This is a genomic window from Cellulophaga omnivescoria (genome assembly GCF_001999725.1).
GTDB classification, from domain to species: domain Bacteria; phylum Bacteroidota; class Bacteroidia; order Flavobacteriales; family Flavobacteriaceae; genus Cellulophaga; species Cellulophaga omnivescoria.
Genome location: NZ_MDDP01000011.1, coordinates 17111 through 35889 on the forward strand (window position 1 = coordinate 17111; position 18779 = coordinate 35889).

Annotated in this window: 16 protein-coding genes and 1 pseudogene; 7 read left to right on the plus strand and 10 right to left on the minus strand. The window is 30.4% G+C overall.

Translation table 11 applies throughout. The features are described from left to right. Positions 1–7: 7 nt before the first annotated feature. Both BFJ87_RS07630 and BFJ87_RS07635 read right to left on the minus strand, forming a co-directional pair. Complete coding sequence (locus BFJ87_RS07630) at positions 8–1342, minus strand: UDP-glucose dehydrogenase family protein (protein WP_077402310.1); 1335 nt, start codon at positions 1340–1342, stop codon at positions 8–10. Positions 1343–1346: 4 nt separating this feature from the next. Continuing rightward, entirely contained in the window at positions 1347–2345 is a 999-nt protein-coding gene (locus BFJ87_RS07635; protein WP_077402313.1) for an SDR family oxidoreductase, read from the minus strand. 339 nt (positions 2346–2684) lie between these two features. On the opposite strand from BFJ87_RS07635, the gene BFJ87_RS07640 reads away from it, so the two are divergent. The 4 genes from BFJ87_RS07640 to BFJ87_RS07655 are packed head-to-tail and all read left to right on the plus strand — an operon-like array spanning position 2685 to position 8907. Beyond that, positions 2685–3812 carry a DegT/DnrJ/EryC1/StrS family aminotransferase gene (locus BFJ87_RS07640; RefSeq protein ID WP_077402316.1) on the plus strand — a complete coding sequence of 376 codons (1128 nt, stop codon included), beginning with the start codon at positions 2685–2687 and terminating at the stop codon, positions 3810–3812. Then, positions 3809–5740: a polysaccharide biosynthesis protein gene (locus tag BFJ87_RS07645; RefSeq protein WP_077402319.1), complete on the plus strand. Its 1932-nt coding sequence runs from the start codon at positions 3809–3811 to the stop codon at positions 5738–5740. Before BFJ87_RS07640 ends, BFJ87_RS07645 begins: the two co-directional genes overlap by 4 nt. An 8-nt stretch (positions 5741–5748) precedes the next feature. Continuing rightward, positions 5749–6522, plus strand: a complete 774-nt coding sequence (locus tag BFJ87_RS07650) for a polysaccharide biosynthesis/export family protein (RefSeq protein ID WP_077402322.1) — start codon at positions 5749–5751, stop codon at positions 6520–6522. A 15-nt stretch (positions 6523–6537) separates the two neighbouring features. After that, positions 6538–8907 carry a GumC family protein gene (locus BFJ87_RS07655; protein WP_245799604.1) on the plus strand — a complete coding sequence of 790 codons (2370 nt, stop codon included), beginning with the start codon at positions 6538–6540 and terminating at the stop codon, positions 8905–8907. A gap of 52 nt (positions 8908–8959) precedes the next feature. Here the strand turns inward: BFJ87_RS07655 and BFJ87_RS07660 are convergent, their stop codons facing one another. Then, positions 8960–9700 carry a tyrosine-protein phosphatase gene (locus BFJ87_RS07660; protein ID WP_077402329.1) on the minus strand — a complete coding sequence of 247 codons (741 nt, stop codon included), beginning with the start codon at positions 9698–9700 and terminating at the stop codon, positions 8960–8962. 29 nt (positions 9701–9729) lie between these two features. Then, entirely contained in the window at positions 9730–10308 is a 579-nt protein-coding gene (locus tag BFJ87_RS07665) for a PhnA domain-containing protein (RefSeq protein ID WP_077402332.1), read from the minus strand. A 173-nt stretch (positions 10309–10481) separates the two neighbouring features. On the opposite strand from BFJ87_RS07665, the gene BFJ87_RS07670 reads away from it, so the two are divergent. Next, on the plus strand, positions 10482–11123 hold the full coding sequence (locus tag BFJ87_RS07670; RefSeq protein WP_077402335.1) for a protein-L-isoaspartate(D-aspartate) O-methyltransferase: 642 nt from the start codon (positions 10482–10484) through the stop codon (positions 11121–11123). Here the strand turns inward: BFJ87_RS07670 and smpB are convergent. Next, positions 11120–11581 (minus strand): SsrA-binding protein SmpB, encoded by a 462-nt coding sequence (gene smpB, locus BFJ87_RS07675; protein WP_171974485.1) that lies wholly within the window; start codon positions 11579–11581, stop codon positions 11120–11122. The genes BFJ87_RS07670 and smpB overlap by 4 nt on opposite strands. A gap of 85 nt (positions 11582–11666) precedes the next feature. Here smpB and BFJ87_RS07680 point away from each other — a divergent pair, with 85 nt between their 5' ends. After that, positions 11667–12404, plus strand: a complete 738-nt coding sequence (locus BFJ87_RS07680; protein WP_245799605.1) for a DUF6503 family protein — start codon at positions 11667–11669, stop codon at positions 12402–12404. Here the strand turns inward: BFJ87_RS07680 and BFJ87_RS07685 are convergent. The 3 genes from BFJ87_RS07685 to clpB form a co-directional block, all read right to left on the minus strand. After that, a complete protein-coding gene (locus BFJ87_RS07685; protein WP_077402341.1) occupies positions 12391–12936 on the minus strand; it encodes a histidine phosphatase family protein in 546 nt (181 codons plus the stop codon). The genes BFJ87_RS07680 and BFJ87_RS07685 overlap by 14 nt on opposite strands. A gap of 121 nt (positions 12937–13057) precedes the next feature. Then, on the minus strand, positions 13058–13654 hold the full coding sequence (locus BFJ87_RS07690; RefSeq protein ID WP_077402344.1) for a TetR/AcrR family transcriptional regulator: 597 nt from the start codon (positions 13652–13654) through the stop codon (positions 13058–13060). A 100-nt stretch (positions 13655–13754) separates the two neighbouring features. Then, positions 13755–16343, minus strand: coding sequence for an ATP-dependent chaperone ClpB (gene clpB / locus BFJ87_RS07695; RefSeq protein WP_077402347.1), 2589 nt, complete (start codon positions 16341–16343; stop codon positions 13755–13757). Positions 16344–16511: 168 nt separating this feature from the next. Here clpB and ytxJ point away from each other — a divergent pair, with 168 nt between their 5' ends. Then, positions 16512–16904, plus strand: coding sequence for a bacillithiol system redox-active protein YtxJ (gene ytxJ, locus BFJ87_RS07700; protein WP_077402349.1), 393 nt, complete (start codon positions 16512–16514; stop codon positions 16902–16904). 49 nt (positions 16905–16953) lie between these two features. Here ytxJ and BFJ87_RS07705 read toward each other — a convergent pair whose 3' ends face one another. Together BFJ87_RS07705 and BFJ87_RS07710 are read right to left on the minus strand one after the other, a co-directional pair. After that, a complete protein-coding gene (locus BFJ87_RS07705) occupies positions 16954–18138 on the minus strand; it encodes a hypothetical protein (protein ID WP_077402352.1) in 1185 nt (394 codons plus the stop codon). Positions 18139–18375: 237 nt separating this feature from the next. Then, positions 18376–18779: pseudogene (locus tag BFJ87_RS07710) on the minus strand (FAD-binding protein); the annotation flags it as partial.

Genomic DNA, 18779 nt, shown 5'->3' on the forward strand with positions numbered 1-18779 from the left:
TTAGTAATTAAATTGTTTTTTTTCCTATTTGGTAATATTCAAACCCTCTATTTTTCATTAACTCATCATTGTATTGATTTCTACCATCAAAAATTACAGGTTCCTTTAATTGTAATTTTAACTCTTCAAAATCTGGAGATCTAAATTCTTTCCATTCAGTTAATAGAATCATAGCGTCAGAATTTTTTAAAGTCTCATATTTAGAACTAAAGTATTCTATATTTTCTACATCCTTTAAATAAAAATGTTTTGCTTCATCCATTGCTTTTGGATCGTATGCATGAACTTTAGCACCCATTTCTGTAAGTTTTTTTATAATGTATATTGAAGGAGCTTCACGCATATCATCTGTACCAGGTTTAAAAGATAAACCCCATACAGCAAATGTTTTGCCTTTTAAATTAGAGCCGTATTTATTTATGATTTTATCGGCAATAACTAATTTTTGTTTGTCATTAACATATTCTACGGCTTCAATTAACTTAGGGTTATAGCCATGTTCTATGGCAGTTTTTTGCAAAGCCTTTACATCTTTTGGAAAGCATGAGCCTCCATAGCCACTTCCTGGATAAATAAAGCTGTAGCCAATTCTGCTGTCAGAACCTATTCCTATTCTAACTTTATTAACATCAGCACCTATAATCTCACATATATTTGCAACTTCGTTCATAAAAGAAATTTTAGTTGCAAGCATTGCGTTAGCAACATATTTAGTCATTTCTGCAGATCTTACGTCCATAGCTATAACCCTATCTGTGGTAACTCTAAAGAATGGCTTGTATAACTGACGCATTTTTTCTGTTGCTTCTTCTGAATTAGAGCCAATAACAACTCTGTCTGGCTTCATAAAATCACTTATGGCATCTCCTTCTTTTAAAAATTCGGGGTTAGAAACTACATCAAAATCTATTTTTACATTTCTATTGTCTAGTTCTTTTTGTATTGTAGCTTTTACTTTGTCTGCTGTACCAACAGGAACAGTAGATTTGTCAACAACAATTAAAGAATTTGTCATATGTTCACCAATTTCCTTAGCTACTTGTAATACGTATTTTAAATCTGCAGAACCATCTTGTCCCATTGGTGTACCTACGGCTATAAAAGCAATGTCGCATTTTTGTAAACTTTCTTTTAAATCTGTGCTAAAGTGTAAAGTTTTATTTTTAATATTTTGTTTAACTATTGACTCTAAGCCAGGTTCATATATTGGTATTATACCATTTTTTAAACCCTCAATTTTTTTTGAGTCTATATCTATGCAGGTTACGTTATTGCCCATTTCAGCAAAACAAGTTCCACTAACTAATCCAACGTATCCAGTTCCTATAATTGTTAAATTCATTTTTCTATTTTAAATTTTTCCAGTACCAAGTTACAGCTTCTTTTAACCCTTTTTTTATGTCAAATTGCGGATTGTAACTTAAATATTTTTCTGCTTTTTTTATTGAAGCTAAGGAATGTGGAACATCACCTTGTCTAGTGGTGCCATAATTAACTTCTATATTTTTTATTTTAGGGTCAAATTCACTTAAATAATCTCTTAATATATTTACTAACTCATTTAAATTCGTTCGTTCACCATAAGCCACATTATAAATTGTATTAAGGGCTTCTTTGTTATTTGTTGTTAGTGCTCTTATGTTCATTTCTATTACGTTATCTATATACGTAAAATCTCTGGAAAAAGATCCATCACCATTAATTGTTGGTGATTCATGGGCCATAAATTGCATTACAAACTTTGGAATTACAGCGGCGTAAGCCCCTTTTGGGTCTTGCTTTCTTCCAAAAACATTAAAATACCTTAAACCTATGGTTTCTAAGCCGTACGTTTTAGAAAATACATCTGCATACAACTCATTTACGTATTTAGTAATAGCATAAGGGGAAAGAGGTTTACCTATATTTTCTTCAATTTTTGGAAGTTCAATAGAGTCTCCATAGGTTGAAGAACTGGCAGCAAAAACAAACCTTTTTACTTTTGCATCACGAGCAGCAACTAACATATTTAAAAATCCTGATACGTTAACAGAGTTACTGGTGATTGGGTCGTTAATAGACCTTGGTACGGATCCAAGGGCGGCCTGGTGTAGTATGTAATCTACATTTTTACATGCAAGTTTACAGTCATCTATATTACGGATATCACCTGTAATTAATTTAAAATTAACATGGTCTAACAAAGGTGAAATATTTTCTTTCTTTCCAGTAGCAAAATTATCTAAGCAAGTTACTTTATTTCCATTTATTAATAATGATTCACATAAATTTGAGCCAATAAAACCAGCGCCTCCAGTGACTAAAATATGTAAGTTAGAATCTAAATTTAATGATTTTATATTCATTTGTTTTTTAGTGAGAGAATTAATTATTAGAGTTTACGAAGAAACTATTTTTTTATGTAAAAAGTTATATTTTCCGATGAATAGTTAATTAATACTGTTGTCTTAGGTACTTTTACAAATATTTAAAATAATGATAGGCTCTTTAATTTTAAACTATATATTTTGGTAAATATTAGTGTTTAACTATACCTTTTTATAAATGCAATAGATAGTATTTAATCGATTTAAATACATGTTTACCGAATTAATGGTATAGTTGTATGATGTTGAGTGAAATTGCAATAAATTTGATTAAAATGTTTTGTTTTTAAATTACACAATTACTAGTAAATAAACACTATGCCAGAACTAAGTAAAATATGGTTGTCTTCTCCCCATATGGGAGGTGATGAACAAAAATTTGTAAAAGAAGCTTTTGATACGAATTGGATAGCTCCTCTTGGGCCTAATGTTACTTTTTTTGAAAAAGCCATTTCTGATTATGTAAATGATAATGTATATGTGGCAGCACTTAGTTCGGGAACGGGAGCTATACATTTAGCATTAGAAATCCTTGGGGTTTCTAATGGTGATGATGTAATATGTCAAACGTTTACATTTTCTGGATCTGCTAACCCAATTAAGTATTTGGGGGCTAATCCTGTATTTGTGGACAGTGAAAAAGAAACTTGGAATATTTCACCTGAGCTTTTAGAAATAGCCATTAAAGATGGAATTGAAAATGGAAAAAAACCAAAAGCAATAATAGCTGTACATTTATATGGAATGCCATATAAAGTGAATAAAATAAAAGAGGTAGCAGATAAGTATAACGTTCCTGTAATTGAAGATAGTGCAGAAGCATTGGGAAGTTCTGTTAATAATTTAAAATGTGGAAGTTTTGGTACAATTGGAATTTTTTCTTTCAACGGAAATAAAATTATAACAACCTCTGGAGGAGGAGCATTAATTGCCCACGATGAGGAAATAAAAAATAAGGCAGTTTTTTTGGCTACACAAGCCAGGGAAGAAGCACCACATTACCAACATAATGTAGTTGGATATAATTACAGGATGAGTAATGTGTTGGCAGGTATTGGTCGTGGACAAATGTTGGTTCTAGACGATAGAGTATCCGCTAGAAGATCAAATTATCAGTTTTATTATGATAATTTACATTCAATAAAGGAAATAGAATTTTTAAATGAACCTGAAGGTTATTACTCTAACAGATGGTTAAGTTGTATTCTAACTCCATCTTTTGAAATTAGAGAAAAAATTAGATTAGCTTTATTGGAAGAAAATATAGAGTCTCGTCCGTTGTGGAAACCTATGCATTTACAGCCAGTTTTTAAGGATTGCAAAAGTTATATGGACGGAACTTCTGAAAATCTTTTTGAAAGAGGTTTATGCCTACCTAGCGGTTCTAACTTAGAACAAAAAGATTTAATAAGAGTAGTAAATAAAATTAAGTCTCAGTTTTTATGATTAAGAATTACTTAAATAACAATGTTACTAGATATGCCTCTAAGTGGCTTGTGCTAGCAATTGATATTGTAATTATGGTAGTTGCATTTATACTATCATATTTAATACGATACAATTTAACTTTAGAGTTTGATGTAGCTCAGTTACCTTTTCAAATTCCCATTGTTGCTGTTGTTGCGGCATTAGCCTTTTTAATAACAGGTTCTTATAAGGGAGTGGTTAGGCATACCGGTGTTAAAGATGTATATAATATTTTTAATGCAATTTGTTTATCCAGTATTTTAATGATTTTACTGGTTTTAGCTAACAAAAAGTTAGATTTATTTAGTTGGACTACTATACCTTTACAAATTATTATAGTGCATAGTTTAATTGCTTTTTTAGCATTGTCTGCATCTAGGTACTTATTTAAGTCATTGTATAATAGTATTGTTAACAAAAGTTTGCATAACACAAAAAGAGTTTTGATATATGGAGCTGGCGAATCAGGTATTATTACGCACAGCGCTATTACCAACCACTCAAAATCTAATGTTAAAGTTGTTGGTTATGTAGATAATAACAGTAAAAAGGTTGGTAAAAGTATTAACGGAGTTAATGTTTATGCTAAAGATGATTTAAACGAAGAATTTTTAGTAAATAATGGTATTTCTGAAGTTATTTTTTCAATTCAGAATATTAATCCAACCGCACTTAGAGAGCTTGTAGAAAGTATGGTTGACTTTCCTGTAAAAGTTAAAATTGTACCACCTGTAGAAGATTGGATAAATGGAGAGCTTAAGTTTTCACAAATAAAACAGGTTCAAATTGAAGATTTATTAGATAGAGCTCCGATAAATATTGAAAACTCTAAAATATCTGGTGAGTTAAAAGATAAAGTAGTAATTGTAACTGGTGGAGCAGGCTCTATAGGTAGTGAATTAGTTAGACAAATATGCAAGTACAATTATAAATCTTTAATTGTTATAGATCAGGCTGAGTCTGCTTTATATGATTTGCAGCAAGAATTGAAACAAAATGGGTATCATAATTTTTTTCCAATTGTTGGTGACATCAGAGATAAAAACAGATTAAATTATCTTTTTAACGAATATAAACCAAATATTGTTTTTCATGCAGCAGCTTATAAACATGTTCCTCTAATGGAATACAATTCCTACGAAGCAATAAAAATTAATGTTGCTGGAACTAAAGTTTTAGCAGATTTATCTGTGCAACATAATGTAGATAAATTTGTTTTTGTTTCTACAGATAAGGCTGTAAACCCTACAAATGTTATGGGAGGTACAAAACGTATTGCAGAAATGTATATTAGTTGTATGCAGCAAGAAAATAAAACTAAATTTATAACTACAAGGTTTGGTAATGTTTTGGGGTCTAATGGTTCTGTAATTCCATTATTTAAAAAACAAATAGATAAGGGAGGACCTTTAACGGTAACTCATAAGGATGTTACCCGTTTTTTTATGACAATACCAGAAGCTTCTCAGTTGGTTTTAGAGGCAGGAGCAATGGGAGAAGGAGGTGAGATTTTTATATTTGATATGGGGAAATCTGTTAAAATATTTGATTTGGCAAAAAATATGATTAAACTTTGTGGGTTAAAATATCCAGAAGAAATGGATATTAAAATTACAGGTTTAAGACCAGGTGAAAAATTATACGAGGAACTTTTAGCCAACGGAGAAAATACAATGCCTACATACCATAAAAAAATTATGATTAGTAAGGTGAGAGAGTTAGATTATGTAAAAACTCGTTCATTAATTGATGAGTTATGTGTAAATAATATGTTTTTTAAATCTAACACCATAAGTTTAATGAAAGATATTGTTCCTGAATTTATTTCAAGTAATTCTGATCTCTGTAAGGTAGACATTGAGAAACAAAAAAAAGAAGAAAAAAATATACTAACTAACATTAACTAAAATCAATTATGAAAATCTCTAGGTTTATTTCTATGAAAATTGTGGCACTATCTATTGTTATTTTAACAATGTCTTGTGCATCAAAAAAAGATATCGTTTATTTTCAGGATGCTTTAAATTACGAAACAATAGTAAATGAGGACGTATTTGTAACTAAATTTAAGGTAGATGATTTAATAAGTATTTTTGTTTCAGGAAAAACGCCAGAGGCTGGAAGACCTTTTAATTTATATCGTGGTGCTCAAGAAGGGGGAATAACGGCAGAGCAGGTAGATTATCTAGTTGATTTAGAGGGGATGATTGATTTTCCGATTCTTGGAAGAATAAAAGTTGCAGGTTTGTCTCCTAATGAATTACGTAATGATTTAAGAGAAAAATTAGAAGTATACATTAAAGATCCAATTATTAATATTAGACTAAAAAACTTTGAAGTAACAATTAACGGAGAGGTTAGCAGGCCTGGCACATATAAAGTTAATGGTGAACGTATTAATATTATGGAAGCTCTTGGTTTGGCAGGAGATTTAAAAATAAAAGGTAGAAGAGATAATGTTTTAGTTATGCGCGATTTTAATGGAGTTCGTAATTATATTAGAATAGATTTAACTTCAAAAAATGCAGTTAATTCTCCTGCTTACTATTTAACCCAAAATGATGTTGTTTATGTAGAACCTAATAAGTCAGCCATTAATTCATCTAATCAAGATAGTAGAGCAGGAATTATTGTTTCAATAGCGTCAGTCCTAATAACATCAACGGTTTTATTAATAACTCGTAATTAAAATTATTACAGTTTAATGCAGAATAACTTAAAAATGAATACGGATAATAAATTAGATCTTAAGTTAGTTATTAATTCGTATCTTAAACACTGGAAATGGTTTGCTTTAGCTATTATAATAGCTGCAGTTTTAGCTTTTTTTAAAATTAGATACTCTATACCAGAATACAATGCTACAGCAAAAATTAAAATAGTAGAGGATAATACGCAATCATCTGAATTGAGTGCCTTTCAGGATTTAGATATTTTGTCTGGAGGTAAAAATAATGTAGAAGACGAAATTGAGTCTATTGTTTCTAGATCAAACTTTATGCAAGTTGTAAAAAGGTTAGGATTAAATATTAAAATAGAGACCATAGGCAACGTAATAGATACAGAAGTATATCAATCACCTTATCCTTTTTCATTAGAATTTAAAAGTTTAGACTCGGTTCTTTATAAGCAAAAAGGTAGTTTTCTAATAAAAATTGTTTCTGAAACTAAAATTGGATTTACTGAATCTGAAGATGAACCATCAAAAACATATGAGTTTAACTCTACAATAAATACAGAGATTGGTGATGTAGTTATTTCTTCAAAAAAAGATATTGTTAATAATTATATTGGTTCAAGATATAGAGTTACGGTATTACCAATAGAAGATGTTGCAGGAATCTATAAAAAGAAAGTTAACATAAATCAGATAGGAAAGAAATCTAGTATACTTAATTTAAGTATTAATAGTACTAATCCTAAAAAAGGTAGAGATATTTTGAATACGTTAATAATGACGTATAATGATAATGCAATTGCTAATCAAAAGTACTTAGCCGATAAAACTTCAGAATTTATCAATAATAGAATTTCTAAAATATATTCTAGTTTAACAGAGATTGATTCCACTGCCGAAAACTTTATGGAGGGTAGAGGAATAACGGATATTGCTTCACAGTCAAATTTAAATATGAATATTAGTGCGCAAAGTGAGCAAGAACTCCAAGCAACAACGGTTCAGTTAAATATTGCTGAATCGATGGTAAATTCTATTTCTAATGAATCAGGTTATGGTTTAATTGTTTCAAATTTAGATAATAATGCCGTGCAAGGTACTGTTGGTAGTTATAATCAATTAGCTATGCAACGTAAAAGGCTGTTGGAAAGTACTGGGGAATCCCATCCAGATGTTATTCAGCTTACACAGCAAATGAATAGCATGAAGAGTAATATAGTCTCTAATTTAAAAAGTGTAGTAAGTAATTACAGTGTAAGAGCTAATAATTTAAGCAAGCAACTAGCTAAATCCAATTCTCGACTGTATTCTACAGCAGGAAACTCTAGAGCTCTAAATGAAATTTCAAGGGATCAAGACAATATGGCTGCGTTGTATCAATATTTGATTCGTAAAAGAGAAGAAGCTCAAATAAAAGCAGCTTCTACCAGTCCTAAATGTGAAATTATTGATGCCGCATACAACCCTACAAAATTTCCGGTTTCACCTAAAAAACCAGTAATATTATTGGCATTTTTAATTATGGGTATGCTCATTCCATTTTCTATAATTTATGCAAATGATTTATTGGATAACAAAATTCATAACAAATTAGATTTAGAAAAGTTAGTAGGTTCTACCCCTGTTTTGGCAGAAATACCAAGTATGGGTAAAAATGCTTCGTTAGTTAATAAAAATGATAGATCTGTTTTGGCAGAATCCTTTAGGATTTTGCGAACGAATATAGATTATCTTATTCAATCTAAAAATAATGGAAGAAAGAACAACATTATTTATGTCACCTCTAGTGTATCTGGAGAGGGAAAAACATTTTTAGCATCTAACTTGGCACTTATATTTGCTAATACAGAAAAAAAGGTATTATTAGTTGGTGCAGATATTAGAAACCCTAAATTGTATACATTTTTTGATGCTTCAGAAGAAAAAGGGAATAAGCGTACTAAAAATACTGGTTTAACTGAGTATTTAACTTCAGATATTAAAATAAAGGATATTGTAAAGCCAACGGTGTATGGTGAAACAGGATTAGATATTATTTACTCAGGTAAAATTCCGCCTAACCCTGCAGAATTACTAATGAGTGATAAAATGAGAATACTATTAGAAGAAGTTTCCGAAACGTATGATTACGTAATTGTGGATACTGCTCCTATGGTAGTTGTTACAGATACATTATTAATAAGTAAGTATTCAGATCAGTTATTGTACGTTACCAGAGCTGGTTCTACAGAAAATAAGGTTATTCAGCACCCTATTCACTTAAAAGAAGAAGGTAAAATTAATAATCTAAGCTTTATAGTTAATGATGTTCCAGAAGCAGATTTAGGCTATGGAGGTAAGTATGGTTATGGTTATGGAGTAAATAAAAAACGTTGGTGGCATTTGTTTAAAAAATAATGCTAGCAAGAATATTAAAATAAAAAGTCCCAGTTTTTCACTGGGACTTTTTTTATTCAAAATTATAGTGGGTGTTTTCTATTACAGGTTTAAGTAATTCTATTGTTTTACGTTGTAACTTTATTTCTTTTAGCACCTTTAACTGTCTGGTGTTATGAACATCTGAACCTATAAAATGATACATTTTTTTCTCTAACAATTTTAAAGCAGCTTTATGAACATCAGGACCGTAATAATTACACAATGACAATAAATTAAGCTGAAAAAATGTACCTAGTTCTTTGTAGTAGGTATATTTTTTAAAGTTATTGTGTACAAATGCATAGCGTTCTGGGTGGGCTAAAATAGGGGATAGTGGGAGTTTATTTAACTTCTGAACAGCTTGTTTTAAATTAATTGACTCTTGTAAAAAAGACATTTCAATTAATATGTAATCATTATTTAAGGGCATATATTCTTTTGTGTCTATTAGCTCTTCAAAATAAGGATCTACCATATGCTCCGCAGCAATATCTATTGTAAAGTCGTTTATGTTTTTAGTTTTTAGTTCTTTATGTAATGAAGCTAAAGAGGTTGTTATACTTTTATTGGTGTTAGGATAATAACCACTCATAATATGCGGAGTGCATATAAACTTAGTTACACCAAAATCTTTAAAACCACTTAAAATTTCTAATGATTCTTCTGGTGTTTTTGCACCATCATCAATGCCAGGTAATATATGATTGTGTATATCTGTATACCCTTCTAGATAATCAACTAAAAAATATTTTTTACTAAAAAAATGAAACATAGTAATTTTACTTTTTTGTATTGCTAAAATTATATTTTTTTAACGTATTTGGTAATAATTACAATTTGTTGGCCGTCTACTTTGCCCTCTATATATTCTGCATTTTCATGATCTAAAGATACTCTACGTACAGCCGTTCCTCTTTTTGCCACCATACTGGACCCTTTTACCGGTAAATCTTTAATAAGTACTACACTATCACCAGCATTAATAATAACACCATTACTATCTCTGTGTACAATTTTATCTTCTGGGTCTTCACCTTCTCCGGTAGCTTTAGCCCATTCTAAATTATCATCATCTAAGTACATCATATCTAGTAGGTCTTGTGGCCATCCTTCATTACGGAGTCTACTTAGCATACGCCATGCAATAATTTGTACAGGTATTTGTTCGCTCCACATACTGTCATTTAAACACCTCCAGTGATTTGGATCAGTTTGTTCTGGGTCTTCTATCTGAGTAATACAGGTGCTACAAGCAAATATAGTGTCTTGTAAATCGTTATTTTTTGAAGGTAAAACTTGGTAAGGGTTTAAATTTTCAGGGTTGGAGCAAAGTTCACATTTATTTTGGCTTCTTTTGTTTAATTCTCTTTCAATGCTCATAAGGTATTTTATTATTAATTATTGCCAAAAATACATATAATGTTTGTTCTAAGCTTACTAAGTTTATAAGTTTAATTTAGACTTATTTTTATTTTATATCTACGGCTTATTTTTGCCTTAAAATCTTGTTTTTATTCTTAAATTTGTAATCTAAACCAAACCCATATTTACTTTTGAAAGACACCTTAAAACATCGTGGTAAGCGTAATCTTTTGGCTAACATTTTAATAGAAAAAGGTATTGAAGATACCAAAGTTATTGAAGCTATTAAAAAGGTTCCAAGACACTTGTTTTTGGATAGTAGTTTTGAAGACCATGCATACCAAGATAAAGCTTTTCCTATAGGTGCAGAACAAACTATTTCTCAGCCCTACACAGTTGCTTTTCAATCGCAATTATTAGAGGTAAAGCCTAACGATGTTATTTTAGAGATAGGTACTGGGAGCGGATACCAAACTGCAGTTTTATTGCAATTAGGAGCTAGAGTTTATACAATTGAAAGACAATCTCAGTTATTTAAAAAAAATAAGTTGTTTTTTCCTAAAATGGGTATTAGGCCTAAAAAGGCAATATTAGGAGATGGGTACAAAGGATATCCAGAAGAAGCTCCTTTTGACGGTATTATAGTAACGGCCGGTGCACCAATAGTTCCTAAGCCATTATTAGCACAACTTAAAATAGGAGGTAGGTTAGTGATACCTGTTGGGGTAGAAGACCAAATAATGACCTTGTTTGTACGTAAATCTGAGCTAGAGTTTGAGAAACAAGAATTTGGATCTTTTAAATTTGTACCGCTTTTAGAAAATAAAAACTAGTTATTAAAACTCTTTTTAATTCTGTCTAAGTCTCTTTTGTTATCTCTGTCTTTAATAGAGTCTCTTTTATCGTGCAGTTTTTTACCTTTGGCTAATGCAATATTAATTTTAGCCAAACCTCTATCATTTAAAAATAAATTTAATGGCACAATAGTTAAACCTGTATTTTTAACTTCTTTTTCTAGCTTTTTAAGTTCTCCTCTGTTAAGCAATAATTTACGAGATGCTTTTGGTTGGTGGTTATAGTGAGAACCGTGTGAGTACTCATCAACCTGCATATTAATTATAAAAAGTTCGCCTCTGTCATTAAATTCACAAAAACTTTCTGTAATAGCAGCTTTACCTTCTCTAATAGATTTTATTTCTGTACCAGACAAAACTAAGCCAGCTGTATAAGTGTCTAATAGCTCATACTCAAACCTAGCTCTTTTATTTTTAATATTGATTTTTTTCTGCATCATAGACTGCAAAAATAGAATATTTTAAACCAACTTTGTAAATAATTTATAAGCATTACAACTAATACACTAAAGATTTTATTTTATGATTAAAAAAAGTATGTTCTTCTTATTACTAATTGCGTTTGCAGCCTGTAAGAATGAAAAAAAGAAAATAGTTACAGCACAAAGTATTGTAGATAATGCAATATTAATTTCTGGTGATAGTTTGTATAAAACTAAAAATTTATCTTTTGATTTTAGAGAAAAAAAATATGTTTTATTACAAAAGAATGGCAAGCGTATTATGAAGCGTATTTTTAAGCAAGATTCTACAATTGTTACAGATATAAAAGCTGATAAGTTTACACGATTGGTTAATGATAGTATTGTTACTGTTGCAGATTCTACTGCTCGTAAATATGACAATGCTATTAATTCAGTTTTTTATTTTGCCCTTTTGCCATATGGTTTAAATGACGCTGCTGTTAATAAAGAATATTTAGGAGAAGTTACAATTAATAATAAGCAGTACTATAAAATTAAAGTTACTTTTAGTGAGGAAAATGGTGGTGAAGATTTTGAGGATACTTACTTGTATTGGTTTAATAAAGAAACAGCAAAACCAGATTATTTAGCGTATAAGTTTTTTGTTAATGATGGCGGTATGCGTTTTAGAGTAGCTTATAATGAACGTTATGTAAACGGAATTAGGTTTGTAGATTATGAAAACTACAAACCTAAATCTGAATCTATGAATATTTTAGAGATAGATAAAATGTTCCAAAATAATGAGTTAGAACTATTATCTAAAATTGAATTAGAAAGTATTATTGTCTACTAATATCTAGGTTAAGTTTTACAGCAGTGGCTTGTGTGCCTATTATGGTTACTATAAACAAGCCGCTGTTGTCATAATCATCTATTTGATTAAATTTTTCTTCGCCAATAATGGCATTTACAAATTTAGGAACTGTATTACTATGGCCTACAATTAAAACTTTTTTGCCATAATTATCGGTTACAAATTGCTGAGGCTCTATTGTTGTTGGATCATAATTAGTTACAGAAATATTTTGTTGCACAGATGTTGGTGCAGCTGTCATTTGTGTTCTTTTGTACTCTGTAGAATAAATAGCATCTAATGCAACAGGCTCAAAAACCTTTGCCCAAAAAATAGACCTTCCTAAACCTTCCTGAGATAGTTCTGGATCTTGATTCTCTGAGTTAGATCTGTCTTTTTCTGCGTGCCTAATAAAATAAAATGTAGACACTGTATTGTTTAAGTCTTCATCTGTTGCATTATTTTTATCATTTTTACACGCAAATGTTACGGTAAAAAGTAACACTAAAAGAGTAGGTTTTAAAAATTTCATTTGTGTACTATTTTATTTTAATGTGGTTGTATATAGTATAACTTATTTTTAGCAAAAAAAGTATACATTAATGTATTAGCAATACCTTTATTTTTTTACTTAAATGCGTAGTTAAACGTAATTATAACTTAACCTCTTTTTCTATTAAATGGTTAATGTAATTTACAGTGTTTAATAGGTATTTGCGGTCTTGTGTTATTGTTGCCATTGCAACAGAACCTTGTAGCATTGTATACAGTTGCTTAGCAAATTGTAATGGAGTTACAGGTAACTTTAATTCGTTATTATTAACACCCGTTTCTAAAACGGCAGCAATTTTACCTTCTATAGTGCGTACAATTTCTTTAGCGGCACTAGAAAGTGTTTTGTTGTTGTATTCTGCGTCTACACCAACATTTATTATTGGGCAACCTCCCATATCTAATGTAAAAACAGCATATTGTCTATAAAAACTAGTAAGGTTGTATATTTTGTCTAAAGATGTTCCTTCTATATTTAGGCGTTCATCTATTTTATTTAAGAGTTTTGTGGTGTTGTAATTAAAGGCCGCTAAAGCAATTTCTTCTTTATTTTTAAAATTACCGTATAAAGCACCTTTTGTTAGGCCTGTTGCATTAGTAATATCACTCATACTGGTGCCAATATAGCCTTGTTTGCTAAATATTGGAGCAGAAGTTTTAATGATAAATTCTTTGGTTTTTTCTGCCTTGGTGGACATATGCTAATTGTTGTTTCTACGAATATATAAAATCTATAAAATAGAACCATAAAAAAAGCTTCCATAAAGGAAGCTTTTTTGCTTTTATTATTAAATTATATTAATTATTGTTCCTAAATACCAATTTATCATCAAAACTATCTATTAAAACAATACTATCTGTTGTAATATTACCTGATAATATTTCTTTAGATAAATTATTTAGCACCTCTTTTTGTATGATACGTTTTACTGGTCTTGCCCCGTATTGTGGGTCATATCCTTTTAGTGCTAAAAAGCTTACTGCTTCATCAGTAGCGTCTATAGTTATGTTTTGCTCTGCTACTAGCTTTTTTAGCGCGTTTAATTGCAAACGTACAATTTTAGTGATGTCTTCCTTAGATAATGGTGTAAACATTACAATATCATCTATTCTGTTTAAAAACTCTGGTCTAATACTTGCTTTTAGTAAGCCTAATACATCTGTTTTAGCTGCTTCAGTAGCTATTGTAGTGTCTTTATGCGTGTTAAAACTTTCTTGTATTATAGCGCTACCCATATTACTGGTCATTATAATAATGGTATTTTTAAAATCTGCCACACGTCCTTTATTATCTGTTAATCTACCTTCATCTAACACCTGTAATAGAATATTAAAAGTATCTGGATGTGCTTTTTCAATTTCATCTAATAAAATAACCGAATAAGGTCTACGTCTTACAGCTTCTGTTAATTGTCCGCCCTCATCATAACCAACATATCCCGGAGGCGCACCAACTAATCTGCTTACAGAGTGTCTTTCTTGGTACTCACTCATATCTATTCTGGTTAGTGCATTTTCATCATCAAATAAATAAGATGCAAGAGTTTTAGCAAGCTCGGTTTTACCTACACCTGTTGTACCTAAAAATAAAAATGAGCCTATAGGGCGTTTAGCATCTTGTAAACCAGATCTACTTCTCCTAATTGCATTAGCAACAGCCTCTATAGCTTCTTCTTGCCCTACTACACGCTTGTGTAACACAGACTCTAGGTCTAATAGTTTTTCTCTTTCACTTTGCAACATTTTTGTTACAGGTATACCTGTCCATTTAGCAACAACATCTGCAATATCTTCATAAGTAACTTCTTCTTGTATTAACGTACCATTACTTTGTTGCTCTGCAAGTGTATTTTGTAGTTTTTCTAATGCTTCTTGGGCTTCTTTAATTTTACCGTATCTAATTTCTGCAACTTTACCATAATCACCATTACGTTCTGCACGTTCTGCTTCTAACTTATAATTTTCTATATCTTGTTTTGCTTGTTGTATATTATCTACAACAGTTTTTTCGCTATCCCATTTTGCAAAAATTTCATTGCGTTCTTCCTTTATATTAGCAAGATCTACATTTAAAATTTTTAGCTTATCCTTGTCATTTTCTCTTTTTATAGCTTCAATTTCAATTTCTAACTGCATTATTTTACGGTCAAGAACATCTAATTCTTCTGGTTTAGAGTTAATTTCCATTCGTAATTTAGCAGCAGCTTCATCCATTAAATCAATGGCTTTGTCTGGTAAAAACCTGTTTGTTATATAGCGTTGCGATAATTCTACGGCACCAATAACAGCTTCATCCTTTATGCGCACTTTATGGTGAGCTTCGTATTTTTCTTTAATTCCTCTTAAAATTGATATAGAACTTTCTGTACTAGGCTCATCTACAATTACTTTTTGAAACCTACGCTCTAGAGCTTTGTCTTTTTCAAAATATTTTTGATACTCGTCTAAAGTTGTAGCACCTATAGCACGCAATTCTCCACGCGCTAATGCAGGTTTAAGTATGTTTGCTGCATCCATAGCACCATCTCCGCCACCAGCACCAACTAGTGTATGTATTTCATCAATAAACAATACAATTTCGCCATCTGCAGAGGTTACTTCTTTAATAACCGACTTTAAACGTTCTTCAAATTCACCTTTATATTTTGCACCAGCAATTAAGGCACCCATATCTAATGAGTATATAATTTTACCTTTTAAGTTTTCAGGAATATCTCCTTGAATAATACGGTGAGCAATACCTTCTGCAATTGCTGTTTTACCTACTCCAGGCTCACCAACTAACATTGGATTGTTTTTTGTTCTACGAGATAAAATTTGCAAAACTCTTCGTATTTCTTCATCTCTCCCAATTACAGGGTCTAGTTTACCTTCATCTGCTAATCTGTTTAAATTTTTAGCATATTTTTCAAGTGAATTGTAATTTTCTTCTGCACTTTGTGATGTAACATTGTTACCGTTTCTTAACTCTGCTATAGCTGCGTTTAAATCTTTTTCTGTTACCCCTTGATCTTTTAAGATCTGAGAAATTTTACTTTTAGATTTAAAAATAGCCAATAACAAATGTTCTGTAGACACGTATTCATCATTCATTTTTTTAGCTACTATTATAGCTTCGTTAACTGTTTTACCTGCTTCACGAGACATCATTATATCTGCGCCAGTTACTTTTGGTAAACTTTGCAATTCTTTGTCTACAATTTGTTTTAATAACGCAACATTTACATTTAGCTTTTTTAATATAAAAGGCATTACATTTTCATCTACCTTAATTAATGCTTTAAATAAATGTTCGTTTTCTATTTGTTGATTGCCAAGTTCCTGAGCTAGCAATTGTGCTTGCTGTAAGGACTCTTGAGACTTTATTGTGAAATTATTAATGTTCATATATGTTGTATATTTTATAGTATTAGTATTTTTACGGAGTTAAAGACAATTACCTTACCAAAACAGTAATGCAGACAAAATGACTGTTTTTACGGGGTTTTACAAGACATTTAGTCAGTTGTAAGGTTGTGTTTTTAGATCGACTTAACTATAAAATTAATATTTATAATGGGAATATTTACAGGTTTATTTGGTGGTAAGGAAGAAAATAAAAAAGAGGAAAAAGAATTGCCTTGGATACCTTTAACTGCTGTTACTCAATTACCAGAAATTGAAGAAAAATCTAAAACAAAAACTCAGATTATCTTTAAACATTCTACTAGTTGTGGTATTAGCCGTATGGTTATAAAAATGTTTAAAAACACTTATAATTTTGCGGCTGAAGAAGCAGATTTATACTATTTAGATTTGTTACAATACAGAGAGGTTTCTAATGAAGTAGGTTATAAGTTTCAGGTAATACACGAATCACCGCAGTTGTTGGTTATAAAAAATGGGGTTACAGTAGCAAACGCATCTCATGGAGCAATAACAGAATTAGATTTAGAAAAATATTCATAAATAAAAACGCCCTTGCATTTGCAAGGGCGTTTTTATAATTACTTATTATTTAGAACTTATGTCTTATAATAATGTTTTTTAAATTGGCCTTTAAACTTTCACCAGCATCATAAACCATTTGCTCGTTGGTAGGGAACTCCACAGATTTTAAACTTAACATAGAAATTAAATCACTTGTTAAAGCTCTTTTATCACCTCTATAATTTGCGTAGTTGTGTTCAAAAATAAACTGACTAGTTAGAGGGTATGTGTTTACTTGTTGTTTTGTATTTAAATCTATAAAGCTAACAACACCTGTAACCTGCGCAGACTTAGATTGTGTAAATTGGTAAAAATTACACCTTACCGTTTTAAACTTATCTGTTTTTACTTTGTTGCCATCTTCATCTACAACAACCTCACCATCTTCATCTAGTACATATTTGTAACCATCTTTAATTTGAGACTCTTTTACAAGTTCTTTTTCTCTAATCTGTTCTGGTGAAATATTTATTTCTCTAAAGTCTACTTCCATTTCATAATCATACTTAACAGTACTCATTGGTTGAGCGTGGTACTCTGTCCATAAATCATTTAAACCATAGGTGTTAAAATTTAGTAAATCATCTTCTAAACGTACCGGAATAATTTTATCTGTACTATTTATAAGCTTTACTCTAACATAATCTATTCCTTTGTTGTGTGCTTCTTCAATTTTTAATCTACTATCTTCATAATTAGGACTCAACTCGTTTAGATAATTAAAATCATCATATGCTCTTCTGTAATCATCTTTACTGACTGCGTTAGCAAGTAAATTACTAGCGTTACTATATAAATAGTCTGCTAACTGTTTTTTTGAAGACAATATTTTATCATTATAATTAACAATAGTAAAATCTGCATTTCTGTTTTCATCTACTATCTTTAATGGTAGTAATGGTTTAATTTGTTCTTGTATATTTTTAAGTCGTGTGTAGGCATTAAAAATATTTTCGTAGTTAGCAGCGTTGCCGTCTTTCTTTAAAAAGGCAATATTACTTAATTCTCTTTCTGTATTTTTTTTAAATGCATCTTCTAATAATGAGATATATGGTTGGTTGCTTTTTTTAGTTTTATTAGAAGCTAAATTTTTAATAGAAGTTTGTATTACAGATAAGTAGTTACCTGTATTAATTGCTTCTTGAGTCTTTTTAACTCCGCTGCAGGAGGCTAAAAAAATTGATACTGCGGTTAATAGTAGAATTTTTTTCATACGGTCTAATTTTATATTGTAGGTATGTTTTCAATAGTCGTGCCAACATACAAAAGAGAAAACGGTTGCTATAGGTAAATAGTATATTTTATTGGGTGTAATAGTATATAATTTTTTATAACAGAATATAATTATGGTCTAATATTTTAATTATTAGGCAAAAAAAATTCCCTTTTAAAGGGAATTTTTTTAAAATATTATTTTTTTATATGTTCCTGTCTTTTCTTTTTTTTAAATATCTTCGCGTACTTCTTTAATCTTTGGCATTGCTTCTTTTAAACCTTCTTCGTTACGAGACATAACGCATTTCTCTCACATTATGTTACCTAATGGCTAGTAGTAATAATCTACAGAATGCTTAACATTGTTATTTACAAAGAAATCAAGTTTATCTTTAACCTCTTTTTCAGCAGCATCAAACGCTGGTGTGTTAGTAGGTATTTTACCTGTTCTAATCTCGTGAGATAAATAATCAACAATTGTGGAAGGCAACACAAAATAACCATCTGCTAAACCTTGCATTAAAGCAGAAGCGCCAAGCCTGTTTGCACCGTGATCAGAGAAGTTAGCCTCACCAATACAGTATAAACCGTCTACAGTAGTCATTAAATTGTAATCTACCCATACACCACCCATTGTGT

Excerpts from the sequence above, each read along its gene's own strand:
- BFJ87_RS07685 (WP_077402341.1), bottom strand. The coding sequence starts at position 12,936 with ATGAAATTTTTAAAACCTACTCTTTTAGTGTTACTTTTTACCGTAACA.
- BFJ87_RS07705 (WP_077402352.1), bottom strand. The coding sequence starts at position 18,138 with ATGAAAAAAATTCTACTATTAACCGCAGTATCAATTTTTTTAGCCTCC.
- BFJ87_RS07650 (WP_077402322.1), top strand. The coding sequence starts at position 5,749 with ATGAAAATCTCTAGGTTTATTTCTATGAAAATTGTGGCACTATCTATT.
- BFJ87_RS07680 (WP_245799605.1), top strand. The coding sequence starts at position 11,667 with ATGATTAAAAAAAGTATGTTCTTCTTATTACTAATTGCGTTTGCAGCC.
- BFJ87_RS07690 (WP_077402344.1), bottom strand. The coding sequence starts at position 13,654 with ATGTCCACCAAGGCAGAAAAAACCAAAGAATTTATCATTAAAACTTCT.
- BFJ87_RS07630 (WP_077402310.1), bottom strand. The coding sequence starts at position 1,342 with ATGAATTTAACAATTATAGGAACTGGATACGTTGGATTAGTTAGTGGA.
- BFJ87_RS07660 (WP_077402329.1), bottom strand. The coding sequence starts at position 9,700 with ATGTTTCATTTTTTTAGTAAAAAATATTTTTTAGTTGATTATCTAGAA.
- BFJ87_RS07665 (WP_077402332.1), bottom strand. The coding sequence starts at position 10,308 with ATGAGCATTGAAAGAGAATTAAACAAAAGAAGCCAAAATAAATGTGAA.
- BFJ87_RS07645 (WP_077402319.1), top strand. The coding sequence starts at position 3,809 with ATGATTAAGAATTACTTAAATAACAATGTTACTAGATATGCCTCTAAG.
- smpB (WP_171974485.1), bottom strand. The coding sequence starts at position 11,581 with ATGCAGAAAAAAATCAATATTAAAAATAAAAGAGCTAGGTTTGAGTAT.
- ytxJ (WP_077402349.1), top strand. The coding sequence starts at position 16,512 with ATGGGAATATTTACAGGTTTATTTGGTGGTAAGGAAGAAAATAAAAAA.
- BFJ87_RS07655 (WP_245799604.1), top strand. The coding sequence starts at position 6,538 with ATGCAGAATAACTTAAAAATGAATACGGATAATAAATTAGATCTTAAG.
- BFJ87_RS07640 (WP_077402316.1), top strand. The coding sequence starts at position 2,685 with ATGCCAGAACTAAGTAAAATATGGTTGTCTTCTCCCCATATGGGAGGT.
- BFJ87_RS07635 (WP_077402313.1), bottom strand. The coding sequence starts at position 2,345 with ATGAATATAAAATCATTAAATTTAGATTCTAACTTACATATTTTAGTC.
- clpB (WP_077402347.1), bottom strand. The coding sequence starts at position 16,343 with ATGAACATTAATAATTTCACAATAAAGTCTCAAGAGTCCTTACAGCAA.